The 16,631-nt window shown below is 34.9% G+C and carries 8 protein-coding genes; 2 read left to right on the top strand and 6 right to left on the bottom strand.

All coding sequences use genetic code 11. The annotated features are described in order from the left end of the window. Positions 1-264 precede the first annotated feature (264 nt). Positions 265-1,218 carry an AAA family ATPase gene (locus tag ACHRWY_RS19630; RefSeq protein ID WP_395356943.1) on the bottom strand — a complete coding sequence of 318 codons (954 nt, stop codon included), beginning with the start codon at positions 1,216-1,218 and terminating at the stop codon, positions 265-267. A 78-nt stretch (positions 1,219-1,296) separates the two neighbouring features. Continuing rightward, positions 1,297-2,730, bottom strand: a complete 1,434-nt coding sequence (locus tag ACHRWY_RS19635) for a peptidylprolyl isomerase (RefSeq protein ID WP_395356944.1) — start codon at positions 2,728-2,730, stop codon at positions 1,297-1,299. Between the two features lie 529 nt (positions 2,731-3,259). On the opposite strand from ACHRWY_RS19635, the gene ACHRWY_RS19640 reads away from it, so the two are divergent. Both ACHRWY_RS19640 and ACHRWY_RS19645 read left to right on the top strand, forming a co-directional pair. Further along, complete coding sequence (locus tag ACHRWY_RS19640; protein WP_395356946.1) at positions 3,260-4,702, top strand: alpha-amylase; 1,443 nt, start codon at positions 3,260-3,262, stop codon at positions 4,700-4,702. Between the two features lie 156 nt (positions 4,703-4,858). After that, the gene (locus ACHRWY_RS19645) at positions 4,859-6,448 is read left to right on the top strand and encodes a peptide chain release factor 3 (protein WP_395356947.1); all 1,590 of its coding nucleotides are present in this window, start codon (positions 4,859-4,861) and stop codon (positions 6,446-6,448) included. A gap of 84 nt (positions 6,449-6,532) precedes the next feature. On the opposite strand, the gene ACHRWY_RS19650 is transcribed toward ACHRWY_RS19645, so the two are convergent. The 4 genes from ACHRWY_RS19650 to rpoB form a co-directional block, all read right to left on the bottom strand. Continuing rightward, entirely contained in the window at positions 6,533-7,264 is a 732-nt protein-coding gene (locus ACHRWY_RS19650; protein ID WP_395356949.1) for a hypothetical protein, read from the bottom strand. Positions 7,265-7,642: 378 nt separating this feature from the next. After that, positions 7,643-7,954: a DUF3467 domain-containing protein gene (locus tag ACHRWY_RS19655; RefSeq protein ID WP_055094614.1), complete on the bottom strand. Its 312-nt coding sequence runs from the start codon at positions 7,952-7,954 to the stop codon at positions 7,643-7,645. Between the two features lie 10 nt (positions 7,955-7,964). Next, positions 7,965-12,275 carry a DNA-directed RNA polymerase subunit beta' gene (rpoC, locus tag ACHRWY_RS19660; protein ID WP_395357074.1) on the bottom strand — a complete coding sequence of 1,437 codons (4,311 nt, stop codon included), beginning with the start codon at positions 12,273-12,275 and terminating at the stop codon, positions 7,965-7,967. A 307-nt stretch (positions 12,276-12,582) separates the two neighbouring features. Then, the gene (rpoB, locus tag ACHRWY_RS19665; RefSeq protein WP_395356951.1) at positions 12,583-16,395 is read right to left on the bottom strand and encodes a DNA-directed RNA polymerase subunit beta; all 3,813 of its coding nucleotides are present in this window, start codon (positions 16,393-16,395) and stop codon (positions 12,583-12,585) included. Positions 16,396-16,631: the final 236 nt, after the last annotated feature.

Raw genomic sequence — 16,631 nt, forward strand, 5'->3', positions numbered from 1 at the left:
TACGCTACGAACCATTTGTTGCCGGAGATTTATTTGTTTTTTATACGAAGTTTACAATCTATTAGATAACGAAACACCACTAAAGATATTGTTATCTTATCTGGCATCAATGAAATTTGAGTAATTTTTCCTTGTAAAACTTTATTTTATGCATCTCGATAATTAACCAATGGTGGTGCTTTTAATTTACCTATATATTACCTTTATCATCAGTAATTAGTATCATTTTTTAATTTTATCAGATAGGAAGTGACAAAATAATAACTAAAATAATTTCTGAATAATAATTTCCTCCGTTATTCCTTCAGCATCTGCTTTATAGTTTTTAATAATTCTGTGGCGCAAAATTCCGGTTGCAACCGCTTTTACATCTTCAATATCCGGTGAAAACTTACCATTAAAAGCAGCGTGCGCTTTTGCAGCCAAAATTAAATTCTGAGAGGCTCTTGGTCCTGCTCCCCAATCTAAATAATTCTTTACAAAATCATTCGACAAAGCATTGTCCGGACGAGTTTTACTTACCAGAGTTACGGCATATTCAATTACATTATCAGCAACAGGAATTCTGCGAATCAAATGTTGAAAATCGATAATTTCCTGTGCTGTAAAGAGCGGATTAATCGTCGTTTTTGCATCAGATGTTGTACGTTTTACCACCTGAACTTCCTCTTCAAAAGTTGGATATTCTAATTTAATGGCAAACATAAAACGGTCCAATTGCGCTTCCGGTAATGGATAAGTTCCCTCCTGCTCAATTGGGTTTTGAGTTGCTAATACAAAATAAGGTAAATCTAATTTATAGTTTTGCCCTGCGATTGTAACAGAACGTTCCTGCATGGCTTCTAGTAAAGCAGCCTGTGTTTTAGGTGGTGTTCTGTTAATCTCATCAGCCAAAATAATATTAGAAAAAATGGGACCTTTAATAAATTTAAACTGCCTGTTTTCATCTAAAATTTCACTTCCTAAAATATCCGAAGGCATTAAATCCGGTGTAAACTGAATTCTTTTAAAATCTAAACCTAAAGCCTGAGACAAAGTGTTTATCATTAAAGTTTTTGCTAAACCGGGAACACCAATTAAAAGTGCATGTCCTCCGGAAAATATACAAAGTAAAATTTGATCTACAACGGCATCTTGCCCTACAATGATTTTTGCTATTTCGGTTTTTAATTCATTCCTTTTTTGAACTAAATTATGAATTGCTGCTACGTCAGACATTTAGATATGTTTTTAAAATTGAAAAGAGTTAGCTTTATGAATTCATAAAACTAACTCTTTTTATTTATTTAATAAAAATTATTTTTTCAACCAATTGTATACAAAATTACAATCTCTGTATTCTCCAATAATTTTAATATAAGTATCTTTTATTTTAGTATCAAACCATTTTGAAATTGTTGTAATCTGCTTTTCTTTTAAGGCCAATTCTTTAATTTTAGTATAGTCCTTAGCATAATCTGCAGTATGCGCATCAATTCTGTTGGTAACAGTAATTATTTTATAAGTCTTTTTCTCTTTATCATCTGTATTTAAAAGTGGTTGCGAAACTTCGTCATCTTTTAAATTAGAAACCTGACTGTATAATGTTGGATCCATTTTTGTCAATTCAAAACGTGTATCCTGTGTATTTGGATTCACTAAAGTTCCTCCATTTGCTCTGGTCTCTTTTTCATCAGATTCTGTTCGGGCTGCTTCAGCAAATGTAATTTCTTTATTTATGATTTTATTTCTAATATTTGTAATTCTTTCTTTAGCTTCTTTTAAAGCATCTTCAGAAACCGTTGGAGATATTAAGATATGGCGTAGTTCTACTTCCTGACCTTTAATCTTTTCTACCATAATGATATGAAATCCAAAATTAGTCTCAAATGGCGCTGAAATCTCTCCTTCTCCCAAACTAAAAGCAACATCTTTAAATTCTTTTACAAAAGGTGTTTTACGCGTTATTTTATAAAAACCTCCATTTGGAAGAGAAGCTTTATCCTGCGAATACAAAACAGCTTTTGTAGCAAAACTAGCTCCAGCCAGAACATCATTTCGCATCGCATTTAGTTTATCTATAACTTTTTGTTTATCTTCTTTAGAAACTTTTGGTTCCACCACAATTTGCGCTACTTCCATCTCTGCTCCAAAAGTTGGCAATTCATCCTTTGGTATTTTTTTAAAGAAATTACGAACCTCTTCCGGAGTTATTTCTACTGCATCAACAATCTTTTTAGTCATCTCCTGCGCCAGCTTTTGCTCTTTTAAGATATCCGCAAAATAGGTTTTAAATTCCTCTACTGAATTCTTTTTATAATAAGCCACAACTTTATTAATATCTCCAACTTGCTGAACCATATAATTCAATCGTTCATCCATCATACTTCTTACTTCGGCATCACTTACGATAATACTATCCTGAATGGCCTGGTGTGCATACAATTTATCTTCTAAAAGTTTACCAAGCATCTGACATCTTGTAATATCTTTTACAGAACCTCCTTGCGCCGTAATTTCTAAATATCCTTTGTCAATATCAGAATCTAAAACAATATAATCTCCAACATTGGCAATAATACCATCTATTTTTTGCTTTTGTCCGGATGGTACCGTCTCAACCGGTTTAGCAGCCACCACATCCTTAATTACTTCCTGAGCCGAAATGATGGAGTTGAAAAAAAATAAAAAACACATTGTCAACACTAACTTGTAATCAATTGTTTTTAGCTGTAATTTTTTTAATAACATTATTTTAAATTTAATTTGAATGTAAAGATCTTGCTTTAGAATTTCGTTTTAAACTAAAATCATTTTAAGACGCATTTTCAATCTATCCATTTGAAAACACTAAATAATTAAGATCTAGTTCTTTTTAACTTATAACGAACAAAAATAACAATTCAATTACATAATACAACTATCGGTTATACTATTAACAAAAAATTATAGGGATGATAGCATACTTTCATATAGAACAACTGTTTCTATGGGATTAATCTCTTTAAATAAAGGTCGAAATCCTTTCTATAACAGACACAAAGACCAATTTGCTTAATAATTAACAGAAGTAACTTTTGGTGAAATAAAAAAAGTTATCAATACTACAACGTTTTCGTAGTATAACTATTTTCTTATAAAAACAAACTGAATCAAAAAACACATACTTTAGATGAATAATTAATAATTATTAGGCGTAAAAATTACGAATAACTATTGTAAAGACTCTAATAAATATCAAATTACAAACTTTATTATCTAACCTAAACCAAATCTTATTATGAAAAAACCTATTCTGAAGATTTATTTGCTTGCAGTAACAACTGCATTCTTTTATTCCTGTTCGCAAAACGAAACAAACGAAGCAGACTCACGAGCCGAAAGTCAGGAGTTTGAAATTATCAACGTTACACATCACGACGGAAAACCTTTTAGCACAGAAACTTCTAATGCATCCCAAACAGGAAAATACGTCGATAATCCCGGAGGCGGTGTTATGATGCAGGCTTTTTATTGGGATGTACCTGCGGGAGGAAATTGGTGGAACACGGTAAGCAGCAAAGTGACGGCCTGGGCGAATGCAGGAATTGGATCTATTTGGCTTCCGCCAGCATCAAAGGCACAAAACGGTGCTTTTTCTATGGGATATGACCCAACGGATTATTTTGATTTTGGAGATTACAACCAAAATGGTTCTGTAGAAACCCGATTTGGTTCAAAAACCGAACTGGTGAGCCTGATTACCAATGCCCACGCAGAAAATATGAAGGTATATGCCGATATTGTCATTAACCATAATAGTGGCGGACAATCTGAAGCGAATCCTTTTACAGGAACCAGTACCTGGACCAACTTTAGCGGAGTGGCTTCGGGAAAATTTACACGTAATTACAATGATTTCTACAAAAACAGTTACGGTAATAATGACGAAGGTGCTTTTGGTGGCTTTCCGGATTTATGCCACGCCAATCCTCATGTACAGGATTGGTTATGGGGTAGAGCTGACGGAGTGGGTAAATATTACAAAAATACCATGAAATTTGATGGCTGGAGATTTGATTACGTAAAAGGATTTGGCGCCTGGGTTGTAAACTCATGGAATGCGAATGTAGGCGGTTTTTCGGTTGGGGAATTATGGGATTCGAATGTAAACGTACTCAATGACTGGGCGAATAATGCCAATAGTTCTGTTTTTGACTTTGCGTGTTACTATAAAATGAATGATGCATTTGACGGAAATAATCTTGCGTTATTAAACGACGACATGATGTGGAAAAGAAATCCATATAAAGCCGTAACATTTGTTACGAATCATGATACAGATGAGATTTCGAATAAGCTACTAGCCTATTCTTACATCCTGACTCACGAAGGATATCCAACAATATTCTATCGAGATTATGAAGAATGGCTGGACAAAAACAAATTAAACAATCTGATCTGGATTCATAACAACAAAGCGACAGGTACAACGTCAATTTTATATTCTGATGATGATGAGTATGTTGCCAGAAGAAATGGATACAATGGAAACCCGGGATTGGTAGTGTATATCAACAATTCTAACTCATGGCAGGAAAGATGGGTTCAGACGAATTGGGCAAACGCTCAAATTAAGGATTTTACCGGAGCATCAACCTGGTATCCCACAACACAGGCTGATAAATGGGTAAAAATTCAATGTCCGCCTAAAGGATATTCGGTTTGGTCACTTAACCAATAATTTAAAAAGTAATAATTCTAAGGCTGCTCTGATAAAGCAGCCTTATTTTTTACTTACAACTTGTGTTTAATAAAACGAAAGACTTCCTAATTTAAGAACTGAATATTTTTATTAAGCCGTAATTAATAGTACTTTTGCAACCTATTTATACGAAATATGAGCTTTTTAAAAGAAATACAACGCAGAAGAACATTTGGAATTATATCGCATCCCGATGCCGGTAAAACAACTTTAACAGAGAAGTTATTGTTATTTGGAGGGGCAATTCAGGAAGCAGGAGCTGTAAAAAACAATAAAATAAAAAAAGGAGCAACGAGTGATTTCATGGAAATCGAACGCCAAAGAGGTATTTCGGTTTCGACATCTGTACTTGCTTTTAATTATAAAGAAAAAAAGATCAACATTCTTGATACTCCGGGACACAAGGATTTTGCAGAGGATACTTTTAGAACTTTAACTGCTGTAGATAGCGTTATTGTTGTAATCGACGTTGCCAAAGGGGTCGAGGAACAAACGGAGAAATTAGTGGCAGTTTGTAGAATGCGTAACATTCCGATGATTGTTTTCATCAACAAATTAGACCGTGAAGGAAAAGATGCTTTTGACTTAATGGATGAAGTAGAACAAAAACTTGGATTAACGGTAACTCCTTTGAGTTTTCCTATTGGTATGGGTTATGACTTTCAGGGAATTTATAATTTATGGGAGCAAAACATTAACCTTTTTAGTGGAGACAGCCGTAAAAACATCGAAGAAACTATTGCTTTCTCTGATGTTCAAAGTCCTGAACTAGAAAAAATAATTGGTCAAAAACCAGCGGACAGATTACGTGAAGAATTAGAATTAATCGATGAAGTTTATCCAAAATTTGAGCGTCAGGATTATTTAGATGGAAAAATTCAACCTGTATTTTTTGGTTCTGCTTTAAATAATTTTGGAGTTCGCGAATTGCTGGATTGTTTCGTTACGATCGCTCCATCACCAAGACCAAAAGATTCTGAAACTCGTTTAGTAGATCCTACTGAAGAAAAAATGACAGGATTTGTTTTTAAAATACACGCGAATATGGATCCAAAACACAGAGACCGTTTAGCATTTATTAAAATCGTTTCGGGAACTTTCGAAAGAAATAAACCTTATTACCACGTTCGCCAAAAGAAAAATTTAAAATTCTCCAGCCCGAATGCCTTTTTCGCTGAGAAAAAAGAAATCGTCGATATTTCATATCCTGGTGATATCGTTGGTTTACACGACACAGGAAACTTTAAAATTGGTGATACTTTGACTGAAGGTGAAATCATGAGTTTCAAAGGAATCCCGAGTTTCTCTCCGGAACACTTTAGATATATCAATAATGCCGATCCTATGAAAGCTAAGCAATTAGAAAAAGGAGTTGATCAGTTAATGGATGAAGGGGTTGCACAGTTATTTACTTTAGAAATGAACAACCGTAAAGTGATTGGAACTGTTGGAGCACTTCAGTATGAGGTTATTCAATATCGTTTAGAGCATGAATACGGGGCTAAATGTACATATGAAAACTTCCCTGTTCATAAAGCCTGCTGGGTAAAACCGGATGATGCTAAAAATGATGAGTTTAAAGAATTTAAACGTATTAAGCAGAAATTCTTAGCTCACGATAAATACGGTCAATTAGTTTTCTTAGCTGATTCTGATTTTACCATTCAAATGACTCAGAACAAATATCCAAGTGTGAAGTTATTTTTTACTTCAGAATTTGATTAATATTTTCTTTAAAAGAAAAACTTCTAAAAAGGCTGTCTAAAGTAATTTAGCCAGCCTTTTTTATGTTCATTAAATTCCAAAACATTACCTATAGTTGATCCCTAATCCTCCGGCAATCACAACTTTAGCAAGCTCGCCTTCTCCAATAATTATATCTTGCACCAGAACATTATTTTTAACGGTTTGTATCGCAAAAGGTATTTCTTTTGAAAGATAATAATCATCTCCGGTAATCGTAACGATAAGGCTTTTGCTGCTTTTTAAAACTTTTACAGGAATGGAAAACTCTCCCGTTTTAGAATTTATTCTAAATGCATTTTCAGAATCATTAATTCTTAGTACCAAATTTGGATATATTTTACGGGAAAATGGTTTATTTGTTGTAGCATCTAATACTTTCCCTTTAACGGTTATCAATAATTCATGCCCAGCGGTTTGGTTATAGGCCACTTTACCCATTAAATGATTGCTTGGTTTTGGGGAGCTTATTTCAGTTTTAACGGCTGTTTTTTCCTGTCCGCTAACATTTGACGCTAATAAAAGTGACGCAGCTACTGCTGCATATTTCAGATTATTGATTTTAGAAGTTTCACTATATTCAAACTCGTGATCTAATTGTGTTACTCTCAAACGGGCACAAATATTTTGATCTTTTGTTTCTGCAATAAATTTAGCCACTTCAGCATTCGATTTCTTACTTAAATCAATTACATTTTTCATGCAAGAATTACAAAATGAACCATTTGCATTCGGAATCATTTTATCAAAATTTTCAGAACAAGGGCTTGCTATTTCTAAGGTGAATTTCTTTTTCATAATGTACTTTTTTTAAGTTACGATCTTTAGCAGATGCTTATACTTCTATAGAGTACATTTTTCATAAAAAGGTTGGGAAGAAAATAAAATTATTTTCTCTTTAGTTTTTTACCATCTCATGATAAGAAAAATCAGAGCATAAAAAAAGCGCTAATTCATCATTAGTGCTTTTTTTTAATTTGAATTAATGCAACCTTAATAGTTTATTATATCCAACAAATTAATCCCGTTTTATTAGGAAGAACCAATTTAGGATAATAAATCCCAAACAGGAAATATAGTCGACGAAAGTAAAATTAAATCGGTTGAACTGCATTGTTTTGTCATAACCCCATTTACAATAAAAAAGCCCCATTTAAAAAATGGGGCTTTAATAATTTATGCTTGTCCTGTTGGACCAAAATTAAGCGGTATTGGTGCTTGTTCCGTCTCTTTGATTTCGCCATGAGCGGCCTCAAAACGATGAATATTTTCACCTATTGCTTTTAATAATCTTTTAGCATGTTGTGGTGTCAGGACAATTCTTGACTTTACCTTGGCTTTAGGAATACCCGGCATAATGCTTACAAAATCTAAAACAAACTCTGATGATGAGTGGTTGATTATCGCAAGATTAGAATAAATTCCTTCTGCAATAGTTTCGTCTAACTCAATATTGATTTGCTCTTGTTGTTGTTTCGGATTACTCATAGTTTCCTAATTAATAGATATATTCTTCTTTATTAGCCATCATTTCATTGTAATCGTCTTTAGATCCTACGATAGTGTTATCGTATTCTCTCATACCAGTTCCTGCAGGAATTCTGTGTCCAACAATTACATTTTCTTTCAATCCTTCTAAATCATCTACTTTACCAGCTACAGCAGCTTCGTTAAGTACTTTTGTTGTTTCCTGGAATGAAGCAGCAGAGATGAATGATTTAGTTTGTAGCGAAGCTCTTGTAATACCTTGTAAAACTGGTGTTGCAGTTGCAGTAATTACGTCTCTTGCTACAACAAGATTCTTATCATTTCGTTTCAACAATGAGTTTTCATCACGTAAATCACGAGGCGAAATAATCTGACCTGGTTTCAATACCGCAGAATCTCCTGAATCTTCAACTACTTTCATACCGTATAATTTATCGTTTTGAACGATGAAATCTTTAGTGTGAATCAATTGATCTTCTAAGAATAATGTATCTCCCGGATCCTGAACTCTTACTTTACGCATCATTTGACGAATAACTACCTCAAAGTGCTTGTCATTAATTTTTACCCCTTGTAAACGGTATACCTCTTGAATTTCATTTACCAAGTACTGTTGAACAGCAGCTGGTCCCTGAATTCTTAAAATATCATCTGGTGTAATTGCACCGTCAGACAATGGTACTCCTGCTCTTACGAAGTCATTTTCCTGTACTAAGATTTGGCTTGAAAGTTTAACTAAATACTTTTTAATCTCACCAAATTTAGATTCGATAACAATTTCACGGTTACCTCTTTTGATTTTTCCAAAAGAAACGACACCGTCAATTTCAGAAACAACCGCTGGGTTAGAAGGGTTACGAGCCTCAAGCAACTCAGTAATTCTTGGTAAACCTCCTGTAATATCGCCTGCTTTAGAAGAACGACGTGGGATTTTTACTAATACTTTACCTGCTTTAATTTTCTCACCGTTCTCAACCATAAGGTGGGCTCCTACTGGTAAGTTATACGAACGAATCAATTCACCTTCTTTACCGTAAACCAATAAAGTTGGAATTAATTTTTTATTTCTTGCTTCAGAAATTACTTTTTCCTGGAATCCTGTTTGCTCATCGATCTCCACCATGAACGATTGTCCTTGCTCTAAATCCTCGTAAGCAATCTTACCAGTAAATTCAGAAACAATTACACCATTATATGGATCCCATTTACAGATCACAGATCCTTTAGTAACTACTTCACCATCTTTAACGAAAATACTAGATCCGTAAGGGATATTGTGCGTATTTAAGACGATTCCGGTTTTCTCATCAACTAATTTTAATTCAGTTGAACGCGATACTACGATATCTACTGCATTACCTTCACTATCTTCACCTTTAACAGTTTTTAAATCTTCAATCTCAAGTCTACCGTTGAATCTTGTAACAATACTAGACTCTTCAGAAATACCTCCTGCAACCCCTCCAACGTGGAACGTACGAAGTGTCAACTGTGTACCTGGCTCTCCAATAGACTGAGCTGCAATAACTCCGACAGCTTCACCTCTTTGTGTCATTTTTCCGGTAGCTAAGTTTCTACCGTAACATTTAGCACAAATACCTTTTAAAGCCTCACAAGTTAATGGAGATCTAACTTCTACTCTTTCAATCGGAGAAGCTTCGATAACTCTCATGATTGCTTCAGTAATTTGGTGACCTGATTGAACTAATACTTCATTAGTAAGAGGATTTATAACATCTTGCAATGCAACACGTCCTAAAATTCTTTCTCCTAAAGATTCAACAATTTCCTCATTTTTCTTCAAAGCAGAAACTTCAACACCTCTAAGAGTACCACAATCTTCGATATTTACAATAACATCTTGCGATACGTCATGAAGCCTTCTTGTTAAGTATCCTGCATCGGCAGTTTTAAGAGCCGTATCCGCAAGTCCTTTACGGGCACCGTGAGTAGAAATGAAGTACTCAAGGATCGAAAGACCTTCCTTAAAGTTAGAAAGAATCGGGTTTTCAATAATTTCTCCACCACCGGCAGTAGATTTTTTAGGCTTAGCCATCAAACCACGCATACCGGTTAACTGACGAATCTGTTCCTTAGAACCCCTCGCCCCAGAGTCAAGCATCATATATACAGAGTTGAAACCTTGTTGGTCTTCTCTAATATTTTTCATTGCTAATTCTGTTAACTGAGCATTTGCAGAAGTCCATACGTCAATAACCTGGTTGTAACGCTCGTTATTGGTAATAAGACCCATGTTATAATTCACAGAAATACCTTCAACTTGCTCTCTGGCATCTGCAATTAATTTTGTTTTTTGTTCTGGAATTCTAATATCACCAAGAGAGAATGATAAACCTCCTCTAAATGCGAATTTATAACCCATATCTTTCATATTGTCCAGGAAAGCTGCAGTAGTAGGTACATCAGTCACGCTTAAAATGTGTCCGATAATATCTCTAAGGTTTTTCTTAGTCAATACATCATTGATATATCCGGCTGCTTCAGGTACTACTTCATTAAATAATACACGTCCTGCAGTTGTTTGAATAATTTTGTACACTAATTCTCCAGCGTCATTAAAATCTTTTGCTCTGATTCTTACACGGGCATTCAATTCTAATCTTCCTTCGTTTAATGCAATGTTTACTTCTTCAGCAGAATAGAACGTTAAGTCCTGACCTAAAATTACATGTTCTGGTGTAGAAATACGTTCTTTGGTCATATAATACAGACCCAAGACCATATCCTGAGAAGGTACAGTAATTGGAGCACCATTTGCAGGGTTAAGGATATTGTGAGAAGCCAACATTAATAATTGTGCCTCTAAAATAGCCTCTGGTCCTAATGGTAAGTGAACAGCCATCTGATCCCCATCAAAATCGGCGTTGAAAGCCGTACATACTAATGGGTGTAACTGGATCGCTTTTCCTTCAATTAATTTTGGCTGGAAAGCCTGGATACCAAGTCTGTGTAACGTAGGAGCACGGTTAAGTAATACTGGGTGACCTTTAATTACATTTTCAAGGATATCCCAAACTACAGGCTCTTTTTTGTCTATGATTTTCTTAGCAGATTTTACTGTTTTAACAATACCTCTTTCAATCAATTTACGGATCACGAAAGGTTTGTATAATTCAGATGCCATATCTTTTGGCAATCCGCATTCGAATAATTTTAACTCAGGACCAACAACAATTACCGAACGGGCAGAATAATCCACACGTTTTCCAAGTAAGTTTTGACGGAAACGTCCTTGCTTACCTTTTAAGGAATCAGATAATGATTTTAATGGTCTGTTAGATTCTGTCTTAACAGCAGAAGCTTTACGAGTGTTATCAAATAATGAATCTACAGATTCCTGCAACATACGTTTTTCGTTTCTTAAGATAACTTCAGGAGCTTTAATCTCCATTAATCTTTTCAAACGGTTGTTACGGATGATTACACGACGGTATAAGTCATTTAAATCTGAAGTTGCAAAACGACCTCCATCAAGTGGCACAAGCGGGCGTAATTCTGGCGGAATAACAGGAACCACTTTCATAATCATCCACTCAGGACGGTTTTCGCGGTTTAAGTTAGACTCACGGAATGACTCAACAACTTGTAATCTTTTTAAAGCTTCAGTTTTACGTTGTTTTGATGTTTCGTTATTAGCACTGTGTCTTAATTGGTAAGACAACTCATCTAAGTCGATACGTGCTAATAAATCCATAATACACTCTGCTCCCATTTTGGCAACAAATTTATTAGGATCTAAATCATCTAAATATTGATTTTCTTGTGGAAGAGTATCTAAGATATTCAAATATTCTTCTTCAGTTAAGAAATCTAATCTTTGTAATGATTCTCCATCTGCATTTTTAGCAATACCAGCCTGAATTACTACGTATCTTTCGTAGTAAATGATCATATCTAATTTCTTAGATGGAAGACCAAGGATATAACCAATTTTGTTTGGAAGAGAACGGAAGTACCAGATATGAGCAATTGGCACAACAAGGTTGATGTGTCCTACTCTGTCACGACGTACTTTTTTCTCTGTAACTTCAACACCACAACGGTCGCAAATGATACCTTTGTAACGAATTCTTTTATATTTACCACAAGCACACTCAAAATCCTTAACAGGCCCGAAGATTCTTTCACAGAAAAGTCCGTCACGTTCTGGTTTGTGCGTTCTGTAGTTAATAGTTTCTGGTTTCAAAACCTCTCCTCTTGATTCTTTCAAGATAGATTCAGGTGAAGCCAATCCAATTGAAATTTTATTAAATCTTTTAACCGGATTTTTATCTTTATTATTATTTCTATTATTCATCATAGTTTTTACTATTGATTTATCTGCAATTAAAAAATTGATTTTCATTTAAGTCGAAAGTTTAAAAGTCAGAAGTCGAAAGCCATTTCTGGACTTTAAGACTTTAAGACATTTGACTTTAGACTAAAAATACTACCTCGGATTACTTCTCTAAACTTCAAACGTCAATGCTGAAGTGCTAATTATAAAACTTTTCAGGTTTAAATAAAAAATCGGAACGGGTTACGGGTATAAATCCTAAAAACTTTTATAAATGAGTAATCAGTTTCCGGATATTGCTATCCGAAAACTGAAAACTTCCTAATGCTTATTATTCTTCTAAACGAATGTCAAGTCCAAGACCTTTCAATTCATGCATTAATACATTGAATGATTCAGGTAATCCTGGTTCTGGCATAGATTCTCCCTTAACGATAGCCTCGTAAGTTTTAGCTCTACCAATAACGTCATCCGATTTAACTGTTAAGATTTCACGCAGTGTACTTGATGCTCCATAAGCTTCAAGTGCCCAAACCTCCATCTCTCCAAAACGCTGACCTCCAAATTGAGCTTTACCTCCAAGTGGTTGTTGAGTAATCAACGAGTATGGACCGATAGAACGTGCGTGCATCTTATCATCAACCATGTGTCCTAATTTAAGCATGTAAATTACACCCACAGTTGCTGCCTGATGGAAACGCTCTCCGGTACCACCATCATAAAGGTGTGTATGTCCGAAACGTGGTACTCCAGCTTCATCAGTCAAAGCATTGATTTGGTCTAAAGAAGCACCATCAAAAATTGGAGTAGCAAATTTTCTACCTAAATTTTGTCCAGCCCATCCAAGAACAGTCTCATAAATCTGACCAATGTTCATACGTGAAGGTACCCCAAGTGGATTCAATACGATATCTACCGGTGTTCCGTCTTCAAGGAAAGGCATATCTTCATGACGAACGATTCTTGCAACAATACCTTTATTACCGTGACGTCCTGCCATTTTATCCCCTACTTTCAGTTTACGTTTTTTAGCAATATAAATTTTCGCTAATTTCAAAATTCCAGATGGTAATTCATCTCCAACTGTAATAGTGAATTTTTCTCTTCTTAAAGATCCTTGTAAGTCGTTCAGCTTAATTTTATAGTTGTGAATTAAATCATTAACCATTTTATTAGTAGCGTCATCAGCAACCCATTGACCTTTGCTTAAGTGAGCAAAATCTTCTACTGCGTAAAGCATTTTTTGAGTATATTTTTTACCTTTTGGTAAAACTTCTTCACCCAAATCATTCATTACACCCTGAGATGTTTTTCCGTTCACGATCAGGAATAATTTTTCAACCAATCTGTCTTTTAATTCCACAAATTTAGTTTCGAATTCCATTTCTAAAGCGCCTAAAGCATCTTTATCCTGAGTACGTTTACGTTTATCTTTTACGGCTCTTGCAAATAATTTTTTGTCAAGAACTACACCGTGTAAAGATGGAGAAGCTTTTAATGAAGCATCTTTTACATCACCTGCTTTATCCCCGAAAATTGCACGAAGCAATTTCTCTTCCGGAGTAGGATCTGATTCTCCTTTTGGTGTAATCTTTCCGATTAGAATGTCGCCAGGTTTAACCTCTGCTCCAATTCTGATCATACCGTTTTCATCTAAATCTTTAGTAGCTTCTTCAGAAACGTTAGGAATATCGTTTGTTAACTCTTCATTTCCTAACTTAGTATCTCTAACCTCTAATGAATAATCATCAACGTGGATAGAAGTAAAAATATCATCACGAACTACTTTCTCAGAAATTACAATCGCATCCTCAAAGTTATACCCTTTCCATGGCATGAACGCAACTTTTAAGTTTCTACCTAAAGCTAATTCACCATTTTGAGTAGCATATCCTTCTGATAATACTTGACCAAGAACTACTCTGTCACCTTTTCTTACGATTGGTTTCAGGTTGATACTTGTTCCCTGATTGGTTTTTCTAAATTTAATTAAGTTGTATGTTTTTTCATCAGCATCAAAACTTACCATTCTTTCTTCTTCAGTACGGTCGTATTTGATAGTGATGATGTTTGCATCAACATATTCTACAGTTCCATCTCCTTCAGCATTAATCAATACTCTGGAATCTGAAGCTACCTGACGCTCTAAACCTGTACCAACAATTGGTGCTTCCGGACGGATCAAAGGAACCGCCTGACGCATCATGTTAGATCCCATCAAGGCTCTATTCGCATCATCATGTTCTAAGAAAGGAATCAATGAAGCTGAAATCGAAGCAATCTGGTTAGGAGCAACGTCTGTATAATGTACTGCAGAAGGTTCAACAACCGGGAAGTCACCTTCCTCACGGGCAATAACATTTGTTGCCGTGATTTTACCAGTTTCATCCATTTCAATGTTTGCCTGAGCAATCATTTTTCCTTCTTCTTCTTCAGCACTTAAATAGATAGGTGTACTTTCTAAATCAACTACACCATCTGTAACTTTACGATAAGGAGTTTCGATGAAACCCATTCCGTTAACTTTTGCATAAACACCAAGAGATGAAATCAAACCAATGTTTGGTCCCTCTGGAGTTTCAATCGGACATAAACGACCATAGTGTGTATAGTGAACGTCACGAACCTCGAAACCAGCTCTCTCTCTCGAAAGTCCACCAGGTCCAAGTGCAGATAATCTTCTTTTGTGTGTGATCTCAGCTAATGGATTCGTTTGATCCATAAATTGAGACAACTGGTTCGTACCAAAGAAAGAGTTGATAACCGATGATAATGTTTTAGCATTAATCAAATCGATTGGTGTAAACACCTCGTTATCTCTAACGTTCATTCTCTCACGAATAGTTCTTGCCATACGTGCTAAACCAACACCGAATTGTTGAGACAATTGTTCACCAACTGTTCTAACACGACGGTTTGATAAGTGATCAATATCATCAATCTCTGCTTTAGAGTTGATCAATTCGATCAAATATTTTACAATGGTAATGATATCTTCTTTGGTAAGCACTTGCTTTTCCATTGGGATATCCAAACCAAGTTTTTTGTTCATTCTGTAACGACCAACTTCACCTAAGTTATAACGTTGATCAGAGAAGAACAATTTATCTATAATACCACGAGCAGTTTCTTCATCAGGCGGTTCTGCATTACGCAATTGTCTGTAGATATGCTCAACAGCTTCTTTTTCAGAGTTTGTTGGATCTTTTTGTAATGTATTGTGGATAATAGCATAATCTGCCTGGTTATTATCCTCTTTATGTAACAAAATAGATTTAACGTTAGAATCGATGATTTCTTCTACATTATCTTTGTCGATAATAGTATCTCTATCAAGGATGATTTCGTTACGTTCGATAGAAACTACCTCACCGGTATCTTCATCAACGAAATCCTCGTGCCAAGTGTTCAATACACGTGCAGCAAGTCTTCTTCCAATATATTTTTTAATACCTGTTTTAGAAACTTTAATTTCTTCAGCAAGGTCGAAGATCTCAAGGATATCCTTATCTCTTTCGAATCCAATTGCACGGAATAAAGTTGTAACCGGTAATTTTTTCTTTCTGTCGATATAAGCATACATTACGCTGTTGATATCTGTAGAAAATTCTATCCAGGAACCTTTAAAAGGAATTACTCTGGCAGAATAAAGTTTTGTTCCATTTGCGTGGAATGACTGACCAAAGAAAACTCCAGGAGAACGGTGTAGTTGAGATACTACTACACGCTCAGCACCATTGATCACAAAAGTACCGCTTGGAGTCATATAAGGTATTGTTCCAAGATAAACGTCTTGTACAATAGTTTCAAAATCTTCGTGTTCCGGATCTGTACAGTATAGTTTTAACCTGGCTTTTAAAGGCACACTATAAGTAAGACCTCTCTCTATACATTCTTGAATTGTATAACGTGGCGGATCTACAAAATAATCTAGGAATTCCAATACAAAGTTATTTCTTGTATCTGTAATTGGGAAGTTTTCCATGAAGGTGTTGTACAACCCTTCGTTGCCTCTTTCATCAGATTTAGTTTCTAATTGAAAAAAATCTTTAAAAGATTTAACCTGAACGTCCAGAAAATCCGGATAGTCAGGAATATTTTTTGTAGAGGCAAAATTCAATCTTTCAGTCTGATTTGTTATCATCAATGGACAAAATTTTGATTAAAAAAAAAGTAATTTTTTGTGTAAACACACACTGTTTAATCTATACTTTCTTATTGTAATCAATACATCTTTAAAAATAAACCCGTAAAATTGGGTTCAATTTTTTTTCTTCGTATTGATCAAAAACTTTTTCGTATTTTAAACTATTTGATAATAAAACTTGATCTATTTTATTATACGAAAAATGGTTTAGGCCATTGAGCGTTCACTCAAGA

It is taken from the genome of Flavobacterium sp. FlaQc-48 (genome assembly GCF_044007335.1).
Classification (GTDB): Bacteria; Bacteroidota; Bacteroidia; order Flavobacteriales; family Flavobacteriaceae; genus Flavobacterium.